The following is a 23,483-nucleotide window of genomic DNA, read 5'->3' on the forward strand; positions in this document are numbered from 1 at the left end:
CAAAGTGGCAGCGGAGATCGTCAATCCTCGCAGCGACAGCAGTACGGATCGGGAAGGCGGGGCCGAGCCCCTCGATTCCTTCGATCCGGCATTCGCGCTGCACCGCGGCGGCAAGATGGCCGTGCAGGCCACCGTGCCCGTCCGCGACAAGGACGACCTGTCCCTGGCGTACACGCCCGGCGTCGCGAAGGTGTGCAGCGCGATCGCCGAGCAGCCGGAGCTCGTCCACGACTACACGTGGAAGTCGTCCGTCGTGGCTGTGGTCACGGACGGAACGGCTGTGCTGGGCCTGGGGGACATCGGTCCCGAGGCCTCCCTTCCGGTCATGGAAGGCAAGGCCATCCTGTTCAAGCAGTTCGGTGGGGTCGACGCGGTGCCGATCGCGCTCGCCTGCACCGGCGTCGACGAGATCGTCGAGACCGTGGTCCGGCTCGCGCCCTCCTTCGGAGGCGTCAACCTGGAGGACATCTCGGCACCGCGGTGCTTCGAGATCGAGCGGCAGCTCCAGGAGCGCCTGGACATTCCCGTCTTCCACGACGACCAGCACGGGACCGCGGTCGTCACGCTGGCGGCCCTGCGGAACGCCGCGAAGCTGACCGGGCGGTCGCTGGGCGACCTGCGCGCGGTCATCTCCGGCGCGGGTGCGGCCGGCGTCGCCATCGCCAAGTTCCTGCTGGAGGCGGGGCTCGGGGATGTCGCCGTCGCGGACCGCAAGGGCATCGTGTCCAAGGACCGGGACGACCTGACGGACGTCAAGCGGGAGCTGGCCGAGATCACCAACAAGGCGGGGCTCTCGGGCTCGCTGGAGTCGGCCCTCGCCGGCGCCGACGTCTTCATCGGGGTCTCCGGCGGTACGGTGCCGGAGCCGGCGGTGGCTTCGATGGCGGAGGGCGCCTTCGTCTTCGCGATGGCCAACCCGAATCCCGAGGTGCATCCCGACGTCGCCCACAAGTACGCGGCCGTCGTCGCGACCGGGCGGTCGGACTTCCCGAACCAGATCAACAACGTGCTGGCGTTCCCCGGGATCTTCGCGGGGGCGCTGCAGGTTCGGGCCTCTCGGATCACTGAGGGGATGAAGATCGCGGCGGCTGAGGCGTTGGCCGCGGTGGTCGGGGACGACCTTGCCGCGGACTATGTGATTCCTTCGCCGTTCGATGAGCGGGTGGCGCCGGCGGTTACTGCGGCGGTGGCTGCGGCTGCTCGGGCCGAGGGTGTCGCCCGACGCTGACGCGGTGTCTCTGACGCGGTGTCTCTTGTGGCCCCGCCGGGATTGCTTCCCGGCGGGGCCATTTTTTGCTTTCGGGGGCGGCCGGGTGGGTGGTTTTTCGCCCCCGCCGCCCCTACCCGTCCCATCCCCAGGGGCTCTGCCCCTTCGACCCCGGGATGGGTTGTGTGTCGGGTGCGGGTGGGTGGGGGCTGGTCCAAAAGATTGCGCAGTTCCCCGCGCCCCTTTTAGGGGCGCGGGGAACTGCGCGAGCAACCCCCACCGGCCCGCAGACGACGAACCACCCCTTTCTTTGAGGGGGACGTGTGTCACAGGGGGACTTGGTTCCGTCTGGCGCGGGCGGAGCCTATCGTCGGGATCATGTTCGCTGCCTATGCCGCCCGAATCGACCGTGACCAGCCGCTGAACGGCCTGGAGTTGGGGGAGCGTCCGGCCCCGGAGAAGAGGCCGGGCTGGACGACCGTGAACGTACGGGCCGCCTCACTCAACCATCATGACCTGTGGTCGCTGCGCGGAGTCGGCCTGGCCGAGGACAAGCTGCCGATGATCCTCGGCTGCGACGCCGCCGGAATCGACGAGGACGGCAACGAGGTCGTCCTGCACTCCGTCATCGGACAGACCGGCCACGGGGTCGGCCCCAAGGAACCCCGGTCCATTCTCACCGAGCGCTACCAGGGCACCTTCGCCGAGCAGGTCTCCGTACCGACGTGGAATGTGCTCCCGAAGCCCAAGGAACTGTCCTTCGAAGAAGCCGCCTGTCTGCCCACCGCCTGGCTGACGGCGTACCGCATGCTGTTCACCAACGCGGGGGTACGGCCTGGAGACTCCGTTCTCGTGCAGGGCGCGGGCGGCGGCGTGGCCACCGCCGCGATCGCGCTCGGGAAGGCCGCCGGGCTGCGGGTGTTCGCCACCAGTCGCGACGAGGCCAAGCGGAAGAGGGCCGTCGAGCTGGGGGCCGTGGAGGCGTTCGAGTCGGGCGCGCGGCTCCCGCAGCGGGTCGACGCCGTCATCGAGACGGTGGGTGCCGCCACCTGGTCGCACTCCATCAAGTCCCTGCGGCCCGGCGGCACGCTGGTCATCTCGGGTGCGACCAGCGGTGACCGGCCGTCCCATGCCGAGCTGACCCGTGTCTTCTTCCTCGAACTCAAGATCGTCGGCTCCACGATGGGCACCAAGGACGAGCTGGAGGACCTGCTGTCCTTCTGTGCCGCCACTGGCGTACGGCCCGTCATTGACGAGGTGCTTCCGCTTGACCGGGCCCGCGAGGGGTTCGAACGGATGGAGACGGGCGATCAGTTCGGGAAGATCGTGCTTACTGTCGGCTGACGGCTGACGGCTGACGGCAGTACGGCAGTACGGCAGGTGTGGCGGGCTCGGGGTTCCGGGCCCGCCGTGCGTGTGTCCGCGCCGGTGCCGGTGTCCGCTCCCCTCAGCCGGAGGCGCGAGGGGCTCCACCCCGGCCGGAAGTGTCGCGCAGTGCCACGCCGATGTGTGCCGCCGCTGTCGACAAGTGGCGGCGGGTTTCGCGTAGTTGGTCTTCCGTTACGCCGTGGTCTCGGGCCGCGTCGCGGATGTCGTCGCGGAAGCGGTCCAGGAGGCGGTCGAGGTCGCGGGCGGGGTTGCCGGTGGAGTCCTCGTGGGCCCAGGAGGGTTCGTAGTCGGCGGGGAAGTCCTCGGGGGTGACCGTGTACTCCGGGTCCGCGGTCGAACCGGCTGCCGTGGCGGTGCGGCCGAAGCCGAAGTCCTTGCCGAAGTCCTTGCCCAGGTCCTTTCCGAAGTTCTTTCCGAAGTCGCCGAATTCCTTGGCCAGTTCGGTCAGTCCCTCGCGCACGCCCGTCGGCCAGTCGCCTCGGGCGAAGTGGTCCTGGACCTGGTCCTGGACCCGCTTGGCCATGCGCTGCATTTCCTCCTGGGCCTGGGCGCGGGCCCTCTCCTGGGCTTCCTTGGCCTGGCGGCGGGCACGCTGGGCCTCGTCACGGGCGCGGCGGCTCTCGTCCTTCGCGCGGCGGGCCTGTTCCTTCCACTCCTGCCGGACGCGCCGCATCTCCTCCTTCGCCGCCCGCCACGACTCCTTGTCGCGATAGTCCTCGAAGCCACCGAACTCGCCCGGGGCGGCTTCGTGTTCCTTCGCCCCGGCGCCGCCCTTGGAGCCCCGCCGGGCCTCCGTGGCCGCGGCGCGCATCTCGCGGCGCAGGTCGCCCGCCGCGCCGCGTACGTCGGCGCGGATCTCGGCGGCGAGCTCCGACACGGATTCGCGGATCTCCAGCTCCAGATCGGCCAGTTCGCCGCTGCGGTCGGCCAGTTCGGCGCGGCCCGCGTCCGTGATCGCGTACACCTTTCGGCCGCCCTCGGTGGTGTGCGTGACGAGTCCCTCGGCCTCCAGCTTGGCCAGCCGGGGGTAGACGGTGCCCGCCGAGGGCGCGTACAGACCCTGGAAGCGCTCCTCCAGGAGCCGGATCACCTCGTACCCGTGGCGCGGCGCCTCGTCCAGCAGCTTGAGGAGGTAGAGGCGCAGGCGTCCATGAGCGAAGACGGGGGGCATCTCAGAGAACCTTCCTGTCGGTCGCGCCCTCGGTAGCGGCCTCGGTCGTGTCGGCGGTCGAGTCAGCGGTCGACTTGTCCATCGATTCGGCCGTCGGTTCGTCGCGTGGGGTGTCGGTCGCGGCTGCTTCCTGCGGTTCGGGGGCTTCGTCGTACGGCTCGTCCTCCGTCGGTGGCCTGCGGAGGAGGGCGATGGAGCCGGAGGCGGTCATCGCCTTCAACTTGCCGTTGCCCGCGCCCAGTCGGCCGGTGATCTTCTTGGCGCCCCACTGCCCGCTGATCCGGAGGTCCTCGAAGGCGCTGGAGACGGTGCCGCTCGCGGTGTTCGCCTCCACCTCCGCGTCCGCCGGGTGGGGGAGGCGGATGGCGATCTCGCCCGAGACGTTCGACAACTGGACGTCGGTCGGGATGCCCGTGGTGTCCAGGTCCACGATCATCGAGCCGGTCACCGACTCGGCCCGCACGGAGGAGCCCGAGCCCTCGACGACGGTCAGGTCGCCGGAGACGGAGTTGAAGCGGAGGTCGCCGGTGACGGCCTGGGCCTCCAGGTTCCCGGAGACCGTGTTCACCTGTACGGGACCGGCGACGCGGACGAGTGTCGTGTCGCCGGTGACGCCCTTGACGTCCACGCGTGCGTCCATCCCGGAGACCACGGCGGCGGCGCCGACCACGCCGACCTCGACCCGGGTGCCGGTGGGAACGGCCAGGGAGACCACCACGGAACGGCGCCAGCCCTTGCGGTCGAGCCACTTGAGGAAGCCCTTCCAGGGCAGGTCCTCATACGCGACCGTGAGGGTGCCGTCCTTCTGGGTCACCTGGAGTGGCGGGCCCTCCAGATCGGCCACTTCCAGCCGGGCGGAACCTTCGTCGGTGCCCACGATGTTCACAGTTCCATTGACGACACGTACGTGCAGCGCCGTCACGGGGTCGTCGAAGGTGAGCTTTTTCGGCTCTGCGACGGACCACTCGGACATGGTGCAGACCTCCTCGACCGGGCCGGACCCCCACGTGAGCCCGAACTTGACGCGCCATATCGCGTCTTCCATCAATCACGATATATCGCGGATGTCGAAAGTCAAGACACCCATTCTGGGGATCATGGGGGGATTGAAGTGGGCAAATCGTCCTAAAGTGTGACTATGTCGACTGCCTCCGGTGAGCCCTCCGACGACCTCCCGGCCAAGGCCCCCGGCGCCCTGCTCCTGTGCCGGGCGCACCCCGAGTCCGTCGGTCCCGCCGCCCAGCTGCTGCGCGAGCGGATGCTGCTCGCCGGGGCCGGTCCCGAGTGGAGCGTGCTGGTTCCCGAGGGCAAGCCCTGGCAGCACGGCGTGGAGCCCGTCGACCGCGTGCTCACCGGCTGGGCCGGCGCCCTCGCCGTCAGTGCCCCGTGGCCCGTACTCGCCCTCTGGTGGGACCCCGATCGCAGTGGCTTCACTCTCGCCTCGGGGTTCCGCCGCACCGTCGGCTACGAATGGCTGGCGAACGGTACCCCCGTCGGCGAGGACGAGGCGATGCGCACCTTCGCCGCGCGGCTCGGGCTCGATCCCGTGCTCGACATGCAGTCTCTGGAGCAGTTGACGAAGGCCGACCCCGGTGCGGACTCGCGGGCGCGGCTGCGGGGGCTGATCGCTGTCCTCACGCGTGCGGGGGTGATGCTTCCGGCCGGGCTCAGTCCTGGTGAGTCCGCCGACCGGCTTCGTGAGGTGGCGCGGATTCAGCCGGGGGCCGAGCAGGTCGAGTGGACGGGGTGGCGGGCTGCCGTGCGGGCGGAGCTTGATGTCGTGGAGGGGAGTGCGGTGGGGGCCTGGGTGCGGGGGTCGAGGGCTGGTGTTCTTGCCACGGTTGAGCTGGCTGCCGGGGTTCCGCTTGTTGTGTGGGGGGTGCGGCGGCGTAGTGGTGGGTGGATCGCTGCCGGGGTGCTGCTGGCGATCCATGGTGCGCTCGGGGTCGCGTATGACCGGCTGCGCGCCTTCGATTGACGCCCCCGCCGCCCCTACCCGTCCCATCCCTGGGGGCTGCGCCCCCAGACCCCCCTGGGTAGTTCGTCGGCTGCGGGTGGGTGGGGGCTGGTCTGAAAGATTGCGCAGTTCCCCGCGCCCCTAAAAGGTGGGGGCTGGTCCAGAAGATTGCGCAGTTCCTCGCGCCCCTAAAAGAAGACTGCGCAGTTCCCCGCGCCCCTGAAGGGCTCGGGCTACTCGTCCTCGTCCTCGTCGTCGTCCAGGCGGGCCAGCCAGGTCGCCAACCGTTCCACCGGCACCTCGAAGTCCGGGTTGAGGTCGACAAACGTGCGCAGCTGCTCGGCGAGCCACTCGAAGGTGACCTCTTCCTCGCCGCGCCGCTTCTCCAGTTCCTCGATGCCACGGTCGGTGAAGTACATGGATGGTGCTCCGTCGGTGAAAGTGAAGTGGAACGCTGGGGAAAAGGATAAGTGGGTGCGCGGGGTGCGCGGGGTGTCCGGAGGTCCTCTGTCGTGGGCGGCCCCCTGCGGCTAGCCTGCAAGGCCGGCGGGACCACGGGGGCGTGGGGGAACGGGGGATGTCATGGGTGACGAGGTGACCCGGATCGCACGGATCGAGATGCCGGACGGGACGCCGGTGTGGGCGCGGATCTCGGGGGCCGATGAGCTGGAGGGCTCCGGCGGGCTGTCGTTCACGGACACCGGGTTCGGGGATCGGGTCGAGGCGCAGGTCGAGAGTCTGCAGTCGGTGATCACCAGTGTCGCGCGCTCGCTGGCCGCGCCCTTGCGTGCCGTGCGGCCCGACGAGGTGAGTGTCGAGTTCGGGATCGAACTGACGGCCAAGGCGGGCAAGGTGGTCGGCCTTCTTGCCGATGGTGAGGCCAAGGCCGGTATCACCGTCACGCTCACCTGGAACGGCGGTCCACCGGACCTCGACCCTCCTGAAGGCACCGTGCCAGCGCATCCGGCGCCCGGCGCGCGGACCGGCGCCCCGGCGCACGGCGGCTCCGGTGACTCCTCCGTCGGGGGCGGGGCATGACAGAGGGGTACGCCCGGGGCGCACCGGGCGGCCCGCAGAACGCTCACCGTGCGCTGCGTGATCTCACCATGGCGGCGACCGTACGCATCCATCGCGCGGGGGCCGGGTATGCCCTGGACGAGCCCGGCACGTTCCTCGGGAGTGGGTTTTTTGTCGCCCCCAACTGGGTTCTGACCTGCGCGCATGTGGCACTGAGCGGGGAGGGGGGCGAGGTGACCGTGGTCTATGAGACAGGTCCGGGCCGCGGTACATCCGCTGTCGCGGGCGAGGTCGCGACCGTCCTCCCGGAGCACGTCGAGCGGGCCGTATGGGGCAGCTGGCCGGCCCCCGACCTGGCGCTCGTGCGGCTGCGCGAGCCCGTGATCCACGACTGCGCCTATGTCACCGAGCGCCCGGCGGCGTACCACGGAGAGCCGGTCGTCTTCTACTCCGGCTGGTCCGTGGTCGGCGGCGAGCTCCGCCGGCTGAACGGGACCTGCACGGTCCAGGGCACCCTCGGCTGGTCGGACGACGAGCAGATCCGGCTGGGCGGCGACATTCTGCCGCCCGGCGTCTCGGGCGGGCCGGTGGTCGATCCCGTACGCGGTGAGGTCGTCGGCGTCCTGAAATCGCAGGTGGACAGGGGGATCGGCGGTACGTGCACGGGGGTGGAGCAGTTACGTGCCCTGCCGGTGCCGGCCAGTGCGGTGCGGGCCGAGCACGACGACAGCTACCAGGCCGTCTTCCACGGCCACGACCGCTACCACCGGGACCGGCAGCGCCATCCCGACACCACCCGCAGCACCTGGACCGACGTCCAGAGCCGGCTCGGCGCGCGGCCCGGACGCGCCCTCAGCCCGGAGGAGCGGACCCAGCTGCTCGGCAGGCTCGCCGACCTTCCGCCACCTGTCAGCACGCGCGTGCTGCTCGACATCCTCGAACTGCTTCTCGGCGGCCCGGCCGCGATCCGGCATCCCGCGCCGCGCGGCTGGCGTGACGGTCTGGGCGCGCTGTACGAGAGCTCGCACCACGGCGCCATGCTGGACCTCGTCCTCGCCTACACGATGCTGGTGCTGTCCGCCGACCGCCCCTTCGGCACCCCGGGTACCCGGGGTGCGGAGCAGGCGTTGTGGCAGTGGGTGCGGAACGCGGCGGAGGGCATCGACCCCACACACCGTGGCCGCTTCGCGCAGCAGTGGACGGACCTGCTCCGGCGGCGGCAGGACCCCGGCACCCCGCCCGCGGAAGCTCCGGGGGAGGACGGGCCGGACCCCGCGGCGGCGACAGCCTCCGGGGCGCCGTCGGCCCCGTCGGCGCCGATCGGGTCACCGACGGGAACACCGGTCACCCCGCCGGGTTCCGGACAGGTCTCGGTGGCGACCCTGAGTTCCTTGGTGCGTATGAAGCTCCGGCAGACGCACGGCCCCGACCGGGGGCCCGGCCCGTCCGCCCTGATCGAACTCGCACAGCGGGGCTGGGAGCCGGACCGCTGCGACTGGCGGGTCTGCGTGGTACGGCCCGACGGAGATGTCGAACGCCTCCACGAGGCCGAGCGCACGCCCCTGGCCGAGCTGCCCGGCCCGCTGGCCGCCCCCCTGGCGGAGGCGTTCCGCCGTTGCGATCAGCCAGGACGGCCCGCCGCCCTCCAGGTCGCGCTGCTCCATCCGCTGCTCGGACTGGCGGTGGACGAGTGGCGGTTGGGCCCGGTCGAGCCTCCGATCGGCGTGCAGCGCCCCGTCTATGTGCGCTTCGCCGGCCGTGAACAGCCCTTGGAGCAGGGCGAGTTCTGGCCGTTCGGCGCGGAGCGGCCCGCGGCCGAGGCGGAGTCCCAGGAGCGGGTGGCCCGCTGGAAGTGGATTCACGAGCACGAGGCCAAGGCCGAAGTCCTGGACTGCGACGACGGATTGCGGATACCCGTCCCGCTCGTGGAGGTGCTGCGGGGACTGCCGTACAGGACGGTCCCGGTGCTCTGCCGCCATGGCGACCAGCGCTTCGAGGACGACCCGATGGCGCTCGTGCGGATCGTGCACGGCGGCTACGGCGTCGCCCTGTGGCGGCGTTGGCACGGCCGGCCCGAGGCGGTGTGCGGGGAGTTCCACCGGCAGGTGGGCGACGCCGTGGCGGGCCCGGGCAACGTGGTGCGGCTTCCCGAGCTCGTCCACGCGTTGAGAGCGGGGCTGCACGATGGCCGGACGGAGGCGTTCTGGGCCGATGGAATCGCCCTGCTCTACGACGATCCGGGCCGGCCGCTGCCCGGTACCGGGGACCTGTTGGAGGCGCCATGACCGGATCGTCCGGCGATCGGCCGTACAGCGCGCGTGCGAGGCCCAAGTGGCCCGTTATGAGCCCGTCTTGGGACCTTACGAGGCCCCCCGAGGATCGATACCGTGATGCAGGTTCGGACGGCTGCCGTGGTGGACGAGTGACGACGAGGACTGGGCAATGACCGAATCCAGCGAGTGGCTCATCTACCGAGGTGCCGGTGAACCCCACGACGGCATAGACCGCCTCCCGGCCCCGCCCCCCTGGCGCGACTTCGCGAGCCGGGACGCGGCAGGGAGGGGCGCGGACGGTTCCGAGGACCGGCGGCTGGGCGCGCACCGGCATCTGGCCGAACTGCACCGGCCGGGCGCCGAGGAACTGGAGATGATCAACGCGGCGCTCTATCTGCGCCGGCCCCTGCTCGTCACCGGCAGCCCGGGTGCGGGCAAGAGCACGCTCGCGCACTCGGTGGCGTACGAACTGGGTCTGGGCAACGTACTGCGCTGGCCGATCGTCAGCCGGTCCACGCTTCAGGACGGGCTGTACCACTACGACGCGATCGCCCGGCTCCAGGACGTGCAGATCGCCGCGCCGCAGGGCACCGAACCCGCCACTCCCGGGGCCCCCGGCTCCGTCGAGGGTATCGGCAGCTACATCCGGCTCGGCCCCCTCGGCACCGCGCTGCTGGCGTCCGACACCCCGCGCGTGCTGCTCATCGACGAGCTGGACAAGAGCGATATCGACCTGCCGAACGACCTGCTCAACGTGCTGGAGGAGGGCGAGTTCGCCATTCCCGAGCTGGAGCGCGTCGCCGACCGGCTGCCCGGCGGCGTGGCCGAGGTGCTCACCGCCGACGGCACCAAGGCGCGGGTGCGTGACGGCCGGGTGCGCTGCCGCGCCTTCCCGTTCGTGGTGCTCACCAGCAACGGGGAGCGCGACTTCCCGGCTCCGCTGATGCGCCGCTGCATCCACCTGGAACTGGGGCGCCCCGACCACACGCGGCTCGCCACCTTCGTACGCGCTCATCTCGGTGATGAGGCCGCGCGGGCCGGAGACGATCTCATCACCCACTTCCTGGAGCGCTCGCGCAGTGAACTGGTCGCCGCGGACCAGCTGTTGAACGCCATCTACCTCACCGACGCGGCCGCCCCGCCCAGTCGCGACCGTCTCGCGGACCTCCTCATCCAGCGACTCGACCGCCCGAGGTGACGCGCTGATGCCTGACGCCGCGGCGCGCCACGGGCCCGATTCCGACCCCGACCCCGGTCCCGGTCCCGTCGAACCCTCCGGGAGCCATCAGACGGCTTCCGGCGGTGACCCGATCGCCGAACTCATCGCCGGGATGCGGCAGATCGGGCTCGACCCCGACGCCGAGCAGCTCTGTGACACCCTCTGGCTGGCCCGCTGGGCGCGCCCGACGGACGCCGCCGAGGGCGAGGAGGCGGGGCGGGGGAGCGTGCCGCCGTCCGGAGCGCCGGTGACCGGACGTGACCCGGTTCCCGAGCGTCCGGATCCGCGGGGTGCCGCTCCGGTGCCACCCGGCGACCGGCCCGGGCCGCCGCAGCGGGACGGGGCGGCGGACCGGCGTGTGGCGCTGTACCCGGTGCCGCGGGGCGGCGCGCCACGCGGCCACGGGCAGGGCCGGGTGACGGTGCTGCCGATCGGGGTGCCCGCCGCGCCCGCGTTCCCCGCCCCGCTCGAACTCCAGCGCGCCTTACGGCCGTTGCAGGGGTATCGGACCGGCGCCCCGCCCCTGCGCACGACCCTCGACGAGACGGCGACCGCGGAGCTGAGTGCCCGGGCGGGCGGTCTGGTCCTGCCGGTGTTCCGCGGGGTGACCCGGGCCGACGCGGCGCTCCAGCTGGTGATGGACGCCTCCTCGTCGATGCGGGTGTGGGACCGGATGTTCGCCGAACTGGAGCAGGTCTTCGGCCAGTTGGGCGCCTTCTGGGACATCGAGGTCAGCCATCTGCACCAGGCCCCGGACGGAGAGCCCGCCGTCAGCCGCAGCCCCGAGCCGCGCGCGGCCCCGCTGCACTCCGCCGACCGGCTGAGCGACCCCACCGGCCGCCGGATCACCCTCTTCGTCAGCGACTGCGCGGGCCCCCTGTGGCACAGCGGCCACGCCCACCGACTGCTGTACCACCTGTCCCGGCAGGGCCCCGCCGCCGTGATCCAGCCGCTGCCCCAGCGCATGTGGAACCGCACCCGACTGCCCGTGTCGTACGGCGAGCTGACGCGCGGCGAGGCCCTCGCGGGCGCGGCCACGCTGAAGGTCCGGCTGCCGGCCGGCACCCCGCCGGAGGCGCACGCGGGTGCGCTTCCCGTGCCCGTCCTGCCTCCCGAGCCCGCCGCGCTCGGCGCCTGGGCGCGGCTGCTGTCCGGGGCGGGCGCCGGGCCCGTGGCCGGTGCGGTCGGCTGGGTGCGCCACAACCATCCGCCCGCCCCGGCCGCCCGCCCCGGGCGCCGGCTGTCCGCGCTCGAACTGGTCAGCCGGTTCCGCTCCAACGCCTCCAAGACGGCGGGACGCCTGGCCGGCTATCTGGCGGCGGCGCCCCTCAGCCTCCCCGTGATGCAGCTCGTCCAGCGCACCATGCTGCCCGACTCCGGACCTTCCGAACTGGCCGAGGTCCTGCTCAGCGGCCTGGTCTCGCGCGCCAAGGCGGAGGACTACGGGGCGGACGGCGCCCAGTGGTACGAGTTCGCGCCCGGCGTGCAGGAGGCCCTCCTGTCGCCGCTGGGCCGCGACGAGGCCATGCTGGTGCTCAAGCACTGCTCGGAGTACATCGAGTACCGCTTCGGCAAGGGCGGCCCCAACTTCCCGGCTCTGGCGCTCGCGCAGCTCGGCGACGGCGGCTCGGGGCGGCCGTACGCGCCCGGTGCCGCATACCCGGGCGAGAACGGCGACAACGGCGGGGCCACGCTGGTCCCGCAGCCCTTCGCCGAGGTCGCCGTACGGGTCCTGGAACGCTTCATGCCGCTGCCGGAACAGTTCGCGCTGGTCGCCGGCCGGGGGCGCGACGACCCGCCCGAAGAGCGGCCGACCCACGCGGCGGTGATCCGGGCCCGCTCCCTGGTCGGGCAGTTCGACACCGACGGCATGGTGCAGGACCTCATCGACGCCGTACAGCTGCTGCGTGGCGCGACCGAGCACGAACGGCCCGCGGGCGCCGACCCGGCGCTGTGGGCCGAGTACGCCAGCTGTGTGCTGCGGCTGTGGGAGGTGCAGGGCGGCGCCGAGCTGCTGCGCGAGGCGGAGACGGCCGCCGAGCGCGCCGTCGCCCACCCCAGGGCACTGCGCGAACGAGCCGTACTGGCACGGGTGTTGCACGCCGCCGCCACCGACCGCAGGCGCCGCGGCGACCGGCGCGGCGCGCTCGACCTGCTGCAACGCGCCGACCGTGAGTACGCGGTGGCCTGCGCCGCGCCCGACCTGGACGACCGGGAGGAAGCCCTGCGGCTCACCCTGGAGCGGGTGCGGGCGCTGGAGGCACAGTGGCGGCTCGGCGGCGACAGCGCGCTGCTCCAGGGTGCGGTCGGCATGCTGGAGGCCTTCGCCGACGCGTGGCCCGACCGGCGGCAGCGCCCGCCCGAACTCCCGCTGGCCCACGGCCGCGTCCTGCTGCGCCTGTCGGGAGCCACGGCCGACCAGGAACAGGCCCGGCTGTACGCCGAACAGGGCGCGCACTCCCTGCGCGCCGCCCTGGAACCCGGCTCCGGGCCGGTGCTCCCCACGGCGGGTGAACCCTCCCGCGTCCGTATCCTTCTCGACCTCGTCGACGCGCTCCTGAAGTCGGGCGGCGCGCTGGACGACGCCCAGGCACACGTCGACGAGGCACTGGGCCTGACGCGTGAACAGGGCCTGCGCTCCCAGCTGTTGGTCCGCGCCGGGCGCATCGGCGTGGCGCGATACGCCGAGTCGGGCGACCCGCGCGAACTCCAGGACGCCGCCGCACGGTTCGAGCAGGCCTCCCGGGGCGTGCCCAGGGACGCCCCCGCGCACGCGGACGTCCTCGCCGAATGGGGTGAGGCGCTGCTGCGCCGGGCGGTGCCGGCCCATGGCCCCGGTTCGCGCGAGTCGCTCTCCCAGGCCATCCGGGTGCTGCGCGACTGCCGTACCGAAACCCCCGCGGGCAGCGGCGAGCTGGCGCACCGCCTGCTGCTGCTCGGCCGCGCCCTGATGCTGCGCTACCGCGCCCGGGGCGACCGGGTGGATCTGCGGGAGGCCGAGCACCTCTTCGGGCTCGCGGCGCTGGAGGCCGGTGAACCGCTGACGGCCGCGCGCTGCCGGCTGGAGCTCGGGCAGGCGCAGTTCGAGGCGTACCAGAGCCTGGGCAGGCCCGCGCGGCTCGACGAGGCGGTCGACGCCTTCCGCGCCGCGGCCGAATCGGCCCGCGCGGCCGAGGAGGAGGCGGAGACGGACCGACGGCGCCAGGAGGCCATGGAGCTGGGTGCGCAGGCGCATCACTGGCGGGGTATGTCCTACGAGGCGGCGGCACGCCCGCGTGCCGCACGCGAGGCCTACCGGGCCGCACGGGCCGAGTGGTCCAGGCTGCCGGACGGCGCCGTGAGCACGGGCGAGCCGACGGCCCGGCAGACGGCGCAGCGGCTGGCCGAGCTGGAGTGAGGGAGTGCCTCCCGGCGGCCGCCGGGGCGGAGTGAGGGAAAAGGGGGAGAACATGGGTGCACGGGACGACGCACTGAATGCCGACATCGCCGCGGGGCGGCTGCCGGATCTGCTGGAGCTGGACCTCGCGGACCTCAGGACGGTTCAGCACCCAGTGCTGACCGAGGTGCTGGAGGAGCTGCGGGAACGGGCGGGGCAGCCGAGCGAGATGCTCTGGGGGTTCAACAACTCCTTCTGAAGGAGCAATCTGACTGGTCAATTCTTCATCGCAAGGCGTCAGTTCCGGTCTGACTTGTCGTTGAACCGGACAAGTTCGATCGTGCCGCGTTTGTGTCGGGCCCCCGCCCGGGAATGCCGCCCCGTACGGGCAGGGGGCCGTGGCGCGGACCGTACCGTGGGATCACGGGGCCTAACAGCATGGGGGTGCCGGAGTGTCTGAAGAGGTGACCCCGGCGACCTCCGCCACCTCCGCGACCTTCGTCCGGTTGCCAGAACAGCCCCTTCCCTTCCGGCAGTTCATCGTCAAGATGCACGGCCGCTGCAACCTCGCCTGCCGCTACTGCTACCTCTACGAAGGACCCGACCACACCTGGCGCACCCGCCCGGCCGCCGCCCCGCCCGGCGTCCTCGACCGGACCGCGACGCGGATCGGTGAGCACGCGCGCGCCCACGGCACGACGGCGCTCTCCCTCGTCCTGCACGGCGGAGAGCCGCTGCTCGCGGGCGTGGACACGCTCGCCCGCTTCACCACTCTCGTACGCGACCGGGTTCCGGACTCCTGCACGGTCCACGCCACCGTCCAGACCAACGCCACCCAGCTCACCGAGCAGCGGCTCGCCGTCCTGGCCCGGTACGGCATCCGCGTCGGCATCAGCCTGGACGGCGGCCTGCCCGCGCACAACGCGCTGCGCACCGACCGCGCCGGGCGCCCGTCCTGGCCCGCCGCCTCGCGCGGCGCGCGGCTGATCGCCGACCGCTTCCCCGAGGCGTACGCCGGGATCCTCACGGTCGTCGACCCCACGACGGACCCGGTCGAGCTGTACGAGTCCCTGCTGGCCCTGCGGCCACCGGCGATCGACCTGCTGCTGCCGCACGGCAACTGGTCGGCGCCGCCGCCGCACGGGGGCGGCACGGATGCCCCGTACGGGGACTGGCTCTGTGCCGTCTTCGACCGCTGGTGGGGGGCCGGGCGGCGGGAGACGCGGGTCCGGCTCTTCGAAGCCTGCGTCGCGCTGCTGTTCGGGCTGCCCGCCGCCACCGAGTCGCTGGGCCTCGCGCCCTTCGACGCCGTGGTCGTGGAGACCGACGGGTCGATCGAGCAGGTCGACTCCCTGAAGTCCTGTTACGAGGGGGCGGCGGAGACCGGCCTCGACGTCTTCCGGCACAGCTTCGACGAGGCACTGCGCCACCCCGGTGTCGTGGCCCGGCAGACGGGCGCCGCCTCGCTGGCCGCGCGCTGCCGGACCTGCCCGCTGCTCTCCGTCTGCGGCGGCGGCCACTACGCCCACCGCTACCGGGCCGACAACGGCTTCGCCAACCCTTCCGTCTACTGCGCCGACCTCCAGCGCTTCATCCGCCATGTGGCGGACAGGCTCGCCGGGGTCGCCCCCGTCTCCGCCTCTTTCGAAGGAGGCACCCCGTGATCCTTCCGGCGGTCCCGGACCGGGCCCTGACCGAACTCGGCCGCACCGAAGGCGGCCCCGAGACCCTGGGGCTCCTCGTACGCGACCAGCACACGCGGCGGCTGCTGCTGCTCCGCGCGGTGCTCGACGCCGTGGCGGCGGCCGACCCGGCGGTGTGCTCCGCCGCCGCCCGGGACCGGCTCGGGGAGGACTGGGCGCTGCTGGAGGAGGCGGACCGGACGGAGCCGCCCGTCCGCCCGGCGGCCTGGGCGGACGAGAGCGGTGCGGCACCCGCGGCCGGGTACGGCGGTTCGCCGGCACCGACGCCGTCGGCCGGCACGGGTGTCGGACCTCCGCTCTCACCGGTCCGCGCCCTCGTCCTGCACCCCTTCGTCGGCCCCTGGGCCCGGCACTGTCTGCGCGGCCTCGGCAGGGAACCCGGTCCGCGCACCGAGCGGGAGGCCCGCGAACTGGTCCGCGACCTCGCCCACTTCGGGGCGCTCGCCGCCGTGGCCGCCGTCCGGGCCGGGGTGTCCTTCGCGGTACGGCTGACCGCGCGCGACGGAGTGCTGACGCTGCCCTCGCTCGGCGCGCTGCACACGGCCGCGCCCGGGGACGCCCCGGTCGACGTCGTGCACCGCCGGCAGAGCCTGACCTTGCGGCAGCGCGGCGCGAAGGACGTCGTCGTCCACCTGCAGAGCGGCGGCATCGGCGCCTGGTCCGAGGCCGCCGCCTGGACACCCGCGCACGCCCTGCCCGGGCTGCTGCCCGGCTCCGGCCCCGTACCGCTGGACGACCTCGACCCGTACCGCACCGCGCGCGGCGGTCCCCGTCACCACGAGCTCAGCGGACCCGTGACCCTGGACGACGCCGAGCGCAAACGCTGGCTGCAGTCGTGGTCGGGCATCGCGTCCGTGCTCGGGCTGGGCGGCGAGCACCGCCTCACGGAGGCCGTCGCGCTGCTGCGCTGTCTGGTTCCGCTGTCCGCGCCACCCGGTTCGACGCCCGGCGGCCGGACCACCGGCAGTTGCAGCGGCACCCGGCGGGAGGCCTTCGGCGCCGTCCTCAGCAGCACCCCGGCCACCGCCACGACCTTCGCGGCCACCCTGGTGCACGAACTGCAGCACACCAAACTGGCCGCGCTCAGTGACATGCTCACGCTCCATCACGCGGGTCCGGGGGCACGCTACTTCGCACCCTGGCGGCCCGACCCACGCCCGTACGACGGCCTGTTGCAGGGCGCGTACTCCCACCTCGCGTTGGCGGACTTCTTCCAGCGCAGCGCCCTCGCCACCACCCATCCGGCCCGGCGGGACGCCGCCTGGGCCCAGCACGCGCGCTACCGGGAGCAGGTCGGCGCCGTCCTGCCGAGCCTCGTCGGATCGGGCGATGTCACCGCGCAGGGGCGCCGGTTCGTCGACCAGATGGTCGCGGTGTACGAGCGGCTGGGCGACCATCCCGCGCCGCGCGGACAGGCGGCTCGCGCCCAGGCGTACGTACGCGCCTCCCGCGCGCTGTGGACGCAGCGCCACGCGCCGGGCGAATGAGGCCCGCGCGTGCCCACCGGAAGCGCGACGCACGCCCGCCGAACGCGCTGTGCGCCCGCTGAACGCGCCACGCCACCCGCGCGATTGAGCCATCCTCGCCGAAAGTCGCGGGTTCCCGGACGCGGGGCGATCGGTGCGCCAAGATCGTCGCTTGAGCAGGATGAAAAGGAACCGTGGAGCAAGCGACTGGTAGCCGTCAGTGCCTTTCGCCGGACCTCGCACCGGTTCTAAAATCACGTGCGGGGAGGCCGCTGCATGTCTGGAGCTCGTACGCCGGTCGGGCCAACCGAGAGGGGGGCCGCGAAGCAGACCGTCACGATCAGCTTCGCCGGTTTCAACCGGGCCTGGGCGGCCTGGATCGGGGACCGTCTGGAGCGGCGTGGCCATCGCGTCGTGTACCAGCGCTGGGATTCCCCGGCCGAAGTGCCGCTCGTGGACCTGCTGCGCGACCTGACGCTCGCCCAGGGCCGGATCCTGATCATCGTCAGTGAGTGGTACTTCCAGCTGGGCCCGCGCACCCACGACGAGTGGAACAACGCGCTGCGCGAGGTCGTCGCCCCCGACCCGAGCCGTTTCGCGGCCGTCTCCGTCACCACCGTCCCGGTGCCGTCCGCCACCACCGTGCTCGGCGCGGTCGAGCTGAACAACATGGGCGCCGACGAGGCCGAGCGGCGCGTCCTGGACCGCCTCGACCTGCCCGCCGACCCCCTCCCGGAGTCCGCCGAAGGCATCCGCCGGGGCCCCCGCTTCCCGGCGGCCATGCCCGAGGTGTGGGGCGGAGTGCCCCGCCGCAACACTCGTTTCACCGGCCGCGAGCCCCTGCTGAACGACGCCTACCATCTGTTCCAGGGCGCCGAGTCGGGTGCCGGCGTGGTCACCCTGCACGGCATGTCGGGCGTGGGCAAGACACAGCTCGCCGCGGAGTACGTGTTCCGCTTCGGCTCCGAGTACGACGTGGTGTGGTGGGTCAACGCGGAGAAGCGGGTCACCTACCGGCGCCGACTGGCCGAACTGGCACCGCAGTTGGGCCTGTCGACAGGCGCCGAGTACGGCGAGCGGCTGCGCGCGGTACGGGACTCGCTGCGGCGCGGCGACCCGTACAGCCGCTGGCTGCTGATCCTGGACGGCGCGGACGAGCCGGACCAGATCTACGACCTCCTCCCCACCGGACCCGGCCATGTCCTGATCACCTCGCGCAACCCCGAGTGGAGCGAGCACAACAGCAAGCTGCTGGAAGTGCCGGTCTACGACCGCGACGAGTCGGTCGCCTTCATCCGCCGCCGGGCGCCCCGACTCAGCGAGCCCGAGGCCGACCAGCTCGCCGAAGCGCTGGAGGACCTGCCGCTGCTGCTCGACCAGACGGCGGGCTGGCTCAACGACTCGGACCTGTCCGTCCGGGAGTACATCGCCCTCCTGGAGGGCGGCATCGACCAGGACGTCGTCAAGATCTCCGCCGACTTTCCGGTCGCCTTCCAGACCGCCTGGTCGATACTGCTGAACAAGCTCCGCGACAGCGTCCCGGAGTCCGTCGACCTGCTCCGCCTGTGCACCTTCTTCGCGCCGGGCTTCATCCCCGTACGCCTCCTGAAGGAGATGCCGCACGACGAGCTGCCCGAACAGATCGCGGGGCTGCTCAACGACCCGCTCCTGTGGAACAAGGCGATCAACCAGCTCCGCCAGTACTCGGTCGTCCGCCTGGAGTCCCACGAGACCGCCACCGACGAGATCACGTCCTCCGGTGAGTCCCTCTACCTCCACCGCATGGTCCACCAGATCGTCCGCAAGGACATGCCCGACGAGGACCGCCGCGAGTTCATCGACGTGGTCCGCCGGGCGCTGGCCGCGGCCGATCCGCGGCGGCCCACGGACACCCGGCTGTGGAACGGCTACGCGGAGATCGTGCCGCATCTGAAGTACGCGGACGTCCTGCAGAGCAAGGACCCGGCGGTGCAGGCGCTGGTCTTCAACTGCCTGCGCTACATGTACATTTCCGGCGAGTACCGCGCGGGCATCAAGCTCGGCGAACGCGCCCTGAAGGCCTGGCGGAAGCTGCTCGGCGAGAGCCACCCCAGGATCTGGGAGCTGACCCACCACTACGCCAACCTGCTGCGCGCGGTCGGCGACTACCAGCGCACCGAGTCGATCGAGCGCGCCGCCGTCGACCATCTGCGGGAGCAGCGCGGCGAGCACGACCTGGACTACTCGCGCGCGGTCGGCGGCCTCGCCGCCGACCTGCGCGGCCTGGCCCGCTACGGCGAGGCGCTGGAGCTCTCCCAGCAGCTCCTCGTCACCTACCGCGGCCTCCTCGGCGAACAGGACTCGCGCACCCAGGGAGCCCAGAACAACCTGGCGGTGTCGCTGCGGCTGCTCGGCCGCTACGGGGAGGCGCTGAACGCCGACCGGCAGACCATGGAGGCACGCCGCCTGCTGCTGCGGGCCCGGCATCCCTGGACGCTCAACTCGGAGAACTCCTACGCCACGGACCTGCGTCTGATGGGCCGCTACACCGAGGCCACGTCGATCCAGACGAAGAACGTGCGGGAGAACCGCATCGTCATGGGTGAGGACCGGCCGCAGACCCTGGACGCCGAGCACAATCTCGCCCTGTGCCACTACCGCAGCGGGGACCGTGTCAAGGCGGGCCCGCTGCTCGCCCGCGTACTGGAGCGCTGCGAGCGCGTGCTGGGCGAGGCGGACCCGCAGACGCTGAGGTTCGCGACCAGCACCAGCTGCTTCGCGCGGGAGCACGGCGACATCGACCAGGCGCGGGAGCTCGGCGAGTCCGTCGTCGCCCGCTACGAAGTGATGCTCGCCGAGGGGCATCCCTACATCGCCGGTGTCCGCGCCAACCACGCCCTGGTGCTGCGCAGCGTCGGCGAACGGGACCACGCCCATGTCCTCATCGAACAGTCGCTGGCCGACATGACCGAGGCGGTGGGGGAGCGCCACCCCTGGACGCTGAGCTGCGCCATCAACGCCGCCGCCCTGCGCAACCTCGTCGGCGACCCCGAGGGGGCGGCCGCGCTCAGCAAGCAGGCGGTCGCCCGGGCCACCGAGGCACTCGGCCGCACCCACCCGCTGACCCTGTCCGCCCGCGTCGCCCTCGCCGCCGACCTGCGCGCCCTGCGGGACCGCCAGCAGGCCGAGAAGGTCGAGCAGGAGGCCCTCTCCGACCTCGCCGCCACCCTGGGCGAACAGCACGTCCACACCATCTCGGCGCGCTCCCGCAACCGGCCCTACTGGGACTTCGAACCCCAGTCGACCTGAGAATTCCCCGCCTGTGGCTGAGGCCCGGTCCCCGGTGCGCATAACCCCTCGCGCGCCGGGGAATGACCCAGTTCTCTCTCAACAGACGTGCACTACACGGGAGTTGTATCGGGGGACGCGTGGTGATCTTAGTGGGGCCTGTCCCGGAGGGTGCGGACGGGCCCATCCCCGTCGAAGTCAACACGGATCTGGCCCCGGCCGGATACGACGACCTCGATGCCGTCTACGGCGACGAGGTGACCAGGGCCGGAGCTGCCCGGCGCGTGGTCGAGACCGCCCAGGACGCGTACAGCGACGGACTCGCCCTGGCGCGTCGCTGCGCAGCCCTGGCCGCACGGCGATTCGGGGAGCTCGAAGAGCACCTGCGGCCCGACGAGATCGAGCTGCAGCTTTCCATCAAGGTGGACGCGGGGCTGGCGGTGCTCGTCAAGAGCGGAGCGGAAGCCCAGCTCCAGATCACCTGCAAATGGCAGACCTCCGCCCCGCCGGCAGGAGCGGTGAGCGATCCGGCCGGGACGGCGGGAAGCGAGGAGGGGACCGCCTCATGAGCCGTGACGCCGGGGCTGTGCGGATCCTCCCGTACAGCCGTGTCGTAGGACAGGACGACATGAAGCTGGCGCTGGAGCTCAACCACGTCACGCCGCGCATCGGCGGTGTCCTGATGACGGGGGCGCGCGGCACCGCGAAGTCCACTCTCGTACGTTCCTTCGCCCTCATGGTTCACGGGGAACTGCCCGTCACCCTCCCCATCAACGCGACCGCCGACCGGGTCATAGGCGGCTGGGATCTCGATGCGCTGATGCGCGGTGAGGTGCGCGAGCAGCCCGGACTTCTGGAGGAGGCGGGCGCCAAGGGACTGCTCTACGTCGACGAGGTGAACCTCCTGGACGACCACCTCGTCAACATCATCCTCGACGTCGCCTCGACGGGCGTGCTGTCCGTCCAACGGGAGGGCCTCGACACGTACCAGCAGCTCTCGTTCGGTCTCGTGGGCACGATGAACCCGGAAGAGGGCGGGCTGCGGCCGCAGTTGCTGGACCGCTTCGGGCTCATGGTCACCGCGAGCGAACTGGACTCCGACGACCGCTACCGGATGATCCGTACAGTGATGGACTTCGAGGAGGAGTTCGGCAAGGAGGGGTCCGCCTGGTGCGCCAAGGCCGAACAGGACAACGTGGCGATCCGCGCCCGGCTGGAGCGCGCCAGGGACAGGGTGCCGCGGACTCAGGTTCCCGAGAACGTCCTCAGGTTGTGCGCGGACGCTGCCGCTCGGGTGCACGCCGTGGGGCAGCGCGGTGAGATCGTCGCGGTCATGGCGGCCCGCGCGCTCGCCGCACTCGACGGTGCGGGCCGGGTCGAGCCCAGCCATGTGCGGCGGGTGCTCCCCCTGGCCCTCCGGCACCGCCGGCCCGAGTCGGTGACGGGCGGGACGTTCGACTGGGGGCCGGCCGACCAGGACCGGCTCAAGGATCTGTTCGACGCCGCCTGAGCCGCATCATGCCCATCGATCCGCCGAGCCGCCGCGACGCAGACGCCGTGCCCACCCCGTCCGAGGAACCGGAAGACCTCGCGCGGCGGCTGGTCCGCGCCCTCGCCTGTTCCGCCGTCGATCCCGCCCTGAGCGGGGTGCTGCTCTTCGACTTGGACCCGCAGCTCGTCGACCCGGTGGCGCGGGTCTTCGCCGAACTCCTGGGAGGTCCCTCGGGCCGGCGGGCCACGCCCGTCATGCTGGGGGCCGACAGCCGTGACGAAGGCATGTGGACCCGGCCCGTGCTGCGTCAGGAACGCGACGGCATCACCTTCGCCATCGAGCCCGGTCCGCTCCTCGGCGCCGAGGGCCCAGGAGCCGCGCCGCCCCTGCTGGTGGTGCCGGACCTCGCGCGGCTGAGTGTCGCCGGGATGCGTGCGGCCGTCCAACTCCTGGGGGCGGACGTCGCCGTAGTGGAGCAGACGGGACTGCGCCGCACGAGCAGACCGCTGGCGCGCTGGCTGGCCGTCTGCCGATCCGCCGATGCGGGCCGGCTCAGTACTCATCTGCTGGATCGCTTCGCCATCCGGATACCGGCCGCCGGACTACGGCTGCCCGCGGACGGCCTGGGCCCCGGGGCTCTCCCGCACGCGTGGCCCGCCGCCGCGGGCGTCCCGGGCGCACCAGCCGTGCGGGCCGTCGTCACCGACGACGCCGTCAGGCGCGTACAGGAACTGCTGGACCCCGACACGAGCAACCGCAGGACGCTCTCCCTGCTGAGGCTCGCCCGGGCGCTTGCCACATGGGACGGAGAGCCGGACGCCACGCCGGAACACTGCGACGCGGCGGCCCGGCTGATCGGTCTTCCCGCCCCGCAGCCGACGGAACGTACCCCTACGGAATCCGGACCCGCTCACCCGCCCGTCGCCCCGTCGCCCCCCGATCTGGACCCGCATCGTGGCGCCCGCGACCGGACGGGGCGTGGCGGGACGCGGCGCTTCGAATCGACCACCGAGCAGCTGCTGGAGACCGAACCGGCGGAAGGGATCGGCGGTGTTCCCGGCCTCGACGAGAGCACGAGCCCCTACGCCGAGGACGAGGCGGTGCCGCTGCGGGACTTCGCTCCCCTGCGCAACCCATGGCAGCGTACGGCGGGTCCGGCCTCGACGCGTGGCGTCGTCGTCGGAACGCAAAGGGCCCGGGATCTGCGCGACCTCGCCTATGTGCGCACCGCACGAGAAGCCGCGGTGCACCAACGCATCCGTCACCACGAGGGGTTCACTGTCTCGCCCGTCGACCTGCACAGCAACGTCCGCGCGGCATCCCCCGAACGCATGCTCGTCCTGGTCCTCGACCACACCTGCCGAGGTGACTGGGATTGGCAGGACACACTCACACCCTTCCTTCAGTGGGCGTACGCCGGGCGGGCGGCGGCCCAGGTGATCGAGGTCGGAGGCGCGACGGCGAAGGACGAACTGAGGGCCGAATCCTTCGCCGCGCGCAGCGTCCTCGACCCTCGTATCGTCGATGCCCTGTACCGTCCGGCAGGCCGGGCCACTCCCCTCGCTCATGGCCTCGAACAGGCGAGGCAGGCTCTGCTGCGTGCCTTCCGACAGCACGGGAACGGCCTCGTGGAGGTCTGGCTGGCCGTCATCACGGACGGCCGCGGCAATGTACCGCTGCGCGCCAGTCACACCGGACAGCTGGAGGGACCGGTCGGCGCGGAAGGCGTCGAGGACGCCTTCAAGGCGGCGACGCGCTTCAGCACCATGGACCGCACGAGGCTGAACGTCGCCGTCGTCGACGCGGCCCGCCGACCCTACGAACACCTGCCGTTCCGGCTGGCCGAGAAGCTCGGCGGCACCGTGGTCGAGGGCCGCCTGGCCGAGGAACGCGGAACGCGTGAGGACGGGGGACATGGTGGGGGGTGAACCGCGAGGCCAGGCTCG

Annotated in this window: 17 protein-coding genes; 14 read left to right on the forward strand and 3 right to left on the reverse strand. The window is 72.3% G+C overall.

Translation table 11 applies throughout. The annotated features are described in order from the left end of the window. The first annotated feature begins 4 nt into the window (after window positions 1-4). Together OG975_RS31990 and OG975_RS31995 are read left to right on the forward strand one after the other, a co-directional pair. Window positions 5-1,228 carry an NADP-dependent malic enzyme gene (locus OG975_RS31990; RefSeq protein ID WP_406332792.1) on the forward strand — a complete coding sequence of 408 codons (1,224 nt, stop codon included), beginning with the start codon at window positions 5-7 and terminating at the stop codon, window positions 1,226-1,228. 357 nt (window positions 1,229-1,585) lie between these two features. Continuing rightward, complete coding sequence (locus tag OG975_RS31995; RefSeq protein WP_327431653.1) at window positions 1,586-2,551, forward strand: zinc-binding dehydrogenase; 966 nt, start codon at window positions 1,586-1,588, stop codon at window positions 2,549-2,551. A 103-nt stretch (window positions 2,552-2,654) separates the two neighbouring features. Here the strand turns inward: OG975_RS31995 and OG975_RS32000 are convergent, their stop codons facing one another. Both OG975_RS32000 and OG975_RS32005 read right to left on the reverse strand, forming a co-directional pair. Then, a complete protein-coding gene (locus OG975_RS32000; RefSeq protein WP_406332793.1) occupies window positions 2,655-3,767 on the reverse strand; it encodes a helix-turn-helix transcriptional regulator in 1,113 nt (370 codons plus the stop codon). 1 nt (window position 3,768) lies between these two features. Next, entirely contained in the window at window positions 3,769-4,740 is a 972-nt protein-coding gene (locus OG975_RS32005) for a DUF4097 family beta strand repeat-containing protein (protein ID WP_406336556.1), read from the reverse strand. A 165-nt stretch (window positions 4,741-4,905) separates the two neighbouring features. On the opposite strand from OG975_RS32005, the gene OG975_RS32010 reads away from it, so the two are divergent. Further along, entirely contained in the window at window positions 4,906-5,745 is an 840-nt protein-coding gene (locus OG975_RS32010) for a hypothetical protein (RefSeq protein WP_406332794.1), read from the forward strand. Between the two features lie 212 nt (window positions 5,746-5,957). Here OG975_RS32010 and OG975_RS32015 read toward each other — a convergent pair whose 3' ends face one another. Further along, window positions 5,958-6,143, reverse strand: coding sequence for a DUF6104 family protein (locus OG975_RS32015; protein ID WP_018102711.1), 186 nt, complete (start codon window positions 6,141-6,143; stop codon window positions 5,958-5,960). Window positions 6,144-6,306: 163 nt separating this feature from the next. Between OG975_RS32015 and OG975_RS32020 the strand changes: the two genes are divergently transcribed. From OG975_RS32020 to OG975_RS32070, 11 genes are all read left to right on the forward strand, one after another. Then, window positions 6,307-6,762, forward strand: coding sequence for a CU044_2847 family protein (locus OG975_RS32020; protein ID WP_406332795.1), 456 nt, complete (start codon window positions 6,307-6,309; stop codon window positions 6,760-6,762). Then, entirely contained in the window at window positions 6,759-9,026 is a 2,268-nt protein-coding gene (locus OG975_RS32025) for a trypsin-like peptidase domain-containing protein (RefSeq protein WP_406332796.1), read from the forward strand. Before OG975_RS32020 ends, OG975_RS32025 begins: the two co-directional genes overlap by 4 nt. A gap of 157 nt (window positions 9,027-9,183) precedes the next feature. Continuing rightward, on the forward strand, window positions 9,184-10,212 hold the full coding sequence (locus tag OG975_RS32030; protein ID WP_406332797.1) for an AAA family ATPase: 1,029 nt from the start codon (window positions 9,184-9,186) through the stop codon (window positions 10,210-10,212). Window positions 10,213-10,219: 7 nt separating this feature from the next. Next, a complete protein-coding gene (locus tag OG975_RS32035) occupies window positions 10,220-13,630 on the forward strand; it encodes an SAV_2336 N-terminal domain-related protein (protein WP_406332798.1) in 3,411 nt (1,136 codons plus the stop codon). Window positions 13,631-13,682: 52 nt separating this feature from the next. Next, entirely contained in the window at window positions 13,683-13,868 is a 186-nt protein-coding gene (fxsA, locus tag OG975_RS32040; protein ID WP_327431661.1) for an FxSxx-COOH cyclophane-containing RiPP peptide, read from the forward strand. A gap of 205 nt (window positions 13,869-14,073) precedes the next feature. After that, window positions 14,074-15,273 (forward strand): FxsB family cyclophane-forming radical SAM/SPASM peptide maturase, encoded by a 1,200-nt coding sequence (locus OG975_RS32045; RefSeq protein ID WP_406336557.1) that lies wholly within the window; start codon window positions 14,074-14,076, stop codon window positions 15,271-15,273. Continuing rightward, window positions 15,273-16,799 (forward strand): aKG-HExxH-type peptide beta-hydroxylase, encoded by a 1,527-nt coding sequence (locus tag OG975_RS32050; RefSeq protein ID WP_406336558.1) that lies wholly within the window; start codon window positions 15,273-15,275, stop codon window positions 16,797-16,799. Before OG975_RS32045 ends, OG975_RS32050 begins: the two co-directional genes overlap by 1 nt. Before the next feature lie 255 nt (window positions 16,800-17,054). After that, entirely contained in the window at window positions 17,055-20,066 is a 3,012-nt protein-coding gene (fxsT, locus tag OG975_RS32055; RefSeq protein ID WP_406332799.1) for an FxSxx-COOH system tetratricopeptide repeat protein, read from the forward strand. A 131-nt stretch (window positions 20,067-20,197) separates the two neighbouring features. After that, entirely contained in the window at window positions 20,198-20,614 is a 417-nt protein-coding gene (locus tag OG975_RS32060) for a CU044_2847 family protein (protein ID WP_406332800.1), read from the forward strand. Next, window positions 20,611-21,555 carry an AAA family ATPase gene (locus OG975_RS32065; RefSeq protein ID WP_406332801.1) on the forward strand — a complete coding sequence of 315 codons (945 nt, stop codon included), beginning with the start codon at window positions 20,611-20,613 and terminating at the stop codon, window positions 21,553-21,555. Before OG975_RS32060 ends, OG975_RS32065 begins: the two co-directional genes overlap by 4 nt. Before the next feature lie 8 nt (window positions 21,556-21,563). Then, entirely contained in the window at window positions 21,564-23,465 is a 1,902-nt protein-coding gene (locus OG975_RS32070; protein WP_406332802.1) for a magnesium chelatase, read from the forward strand. Window positions 23,466-23,483: the final 18 nt, after the last annotated feature.

Origin of the sequence: Streptomyces sp. NBC_00203 (genome assembly GCF_045206325.1) — a bacterium.
In the GTDB taxonomy this organism is placed as follows: Bacteria; Actinomycetota; Actinomycetes; order Streptomycetales; family Streptomycetaceae; genus Streptomyces; species Streptomyces lutosisoli.

Bases quoted from the DNA above. Each gene is read 5' to 3' on its own strand.
- OG975_RS31995 (WP_327431653.1), top strand. From the start codon at position 1,586: ATGTTCGCTGCCTATGCCGCCCGAATCGACCGTGACCAGCCGCTGAAC.
- OG975_RS32000 (WP_406332793.1), bottom strand. From the start codon at position 3,767: ATGCCCCCCGTCTTCGCTCATGGACGCCTGCGCCTCTACCTCCTCAAG.
- OG975_RS32005 (WP_406336556.1), bottom strand. From the start codon at position 4,740: ATGTCCGAGTGGTCCGTCGCAGAGCCGAAAAAGCTCACCTTCGACGAC.
- OG975_RS32010 (WP_406332794.1), top strand. From the start codon at position 4,906: ATGTCGACTGCCTCCGGTGAGCCCTCCGACGACCTCCCGGCCAAGGCC.
- OG975_RS32015 (WP_018102711.1), bottom strand. From the start codon at position 6,143: ATGTACTTCACCGACCGTGGCATCGAGGAACTGGAGAAGCGGCGCGGC.
- OG975_RS32020 (WP_406332795.1), top strand. From the start codon at position 6,307: ATGGGTGACGAGGTGACCCGGATCGCACGGATCGAGATGCCGGACGGG.
- OG975_RS32025 (WP_406332796.1), top strand. From the start codon at position 6,759: ATGACAGAGGGGTACGCCCGGGGCGCACCGGGCGGCCCGCAGAACGCT.
- OG975_RS32030 (WP_406332797.1), top strand. From the start codon at position 9,184: ATGACCGAATCCAGCGAGTGGCTCATCTACCGAGGTGCCGGTGAACCC.
- OG975_RS32035 (WP_406332798.1), top strand. From the start codon at position 10,220: ATGCCTGACGCCGCGGCGCGCCACGGGCCCGATTCCGACCCCGACCCC.
- fxsA (WP_327431661.1), top strand. From the start codon at position 13,683: ATGGGTGCACGGGACGACGCACTGAATGCCGACATCGCCGCGGGGCGG.
- fxsT (WP_406332799.1), top strand. From the start codon at position 17,055: ATGTCTGGAGCTCGTACGCCGGTCGGGCCAACCGAGAGGGGGGCCGCG.
- OG975_RS32065 (WP_406332801.1), top strand. From the start codon at position 20,611: ATGAGCCGTGACGCCGGGGCTGTGCGGATCCTCCCGTACAGCCGTGTC.
- OG975_RS32070 (WP_406332802.1), top strand. From the start codon at position 21,564: ATGCCCATCGATCCGCCGAGCCGCCGCGACGCAGACGCCGTGCCCACC.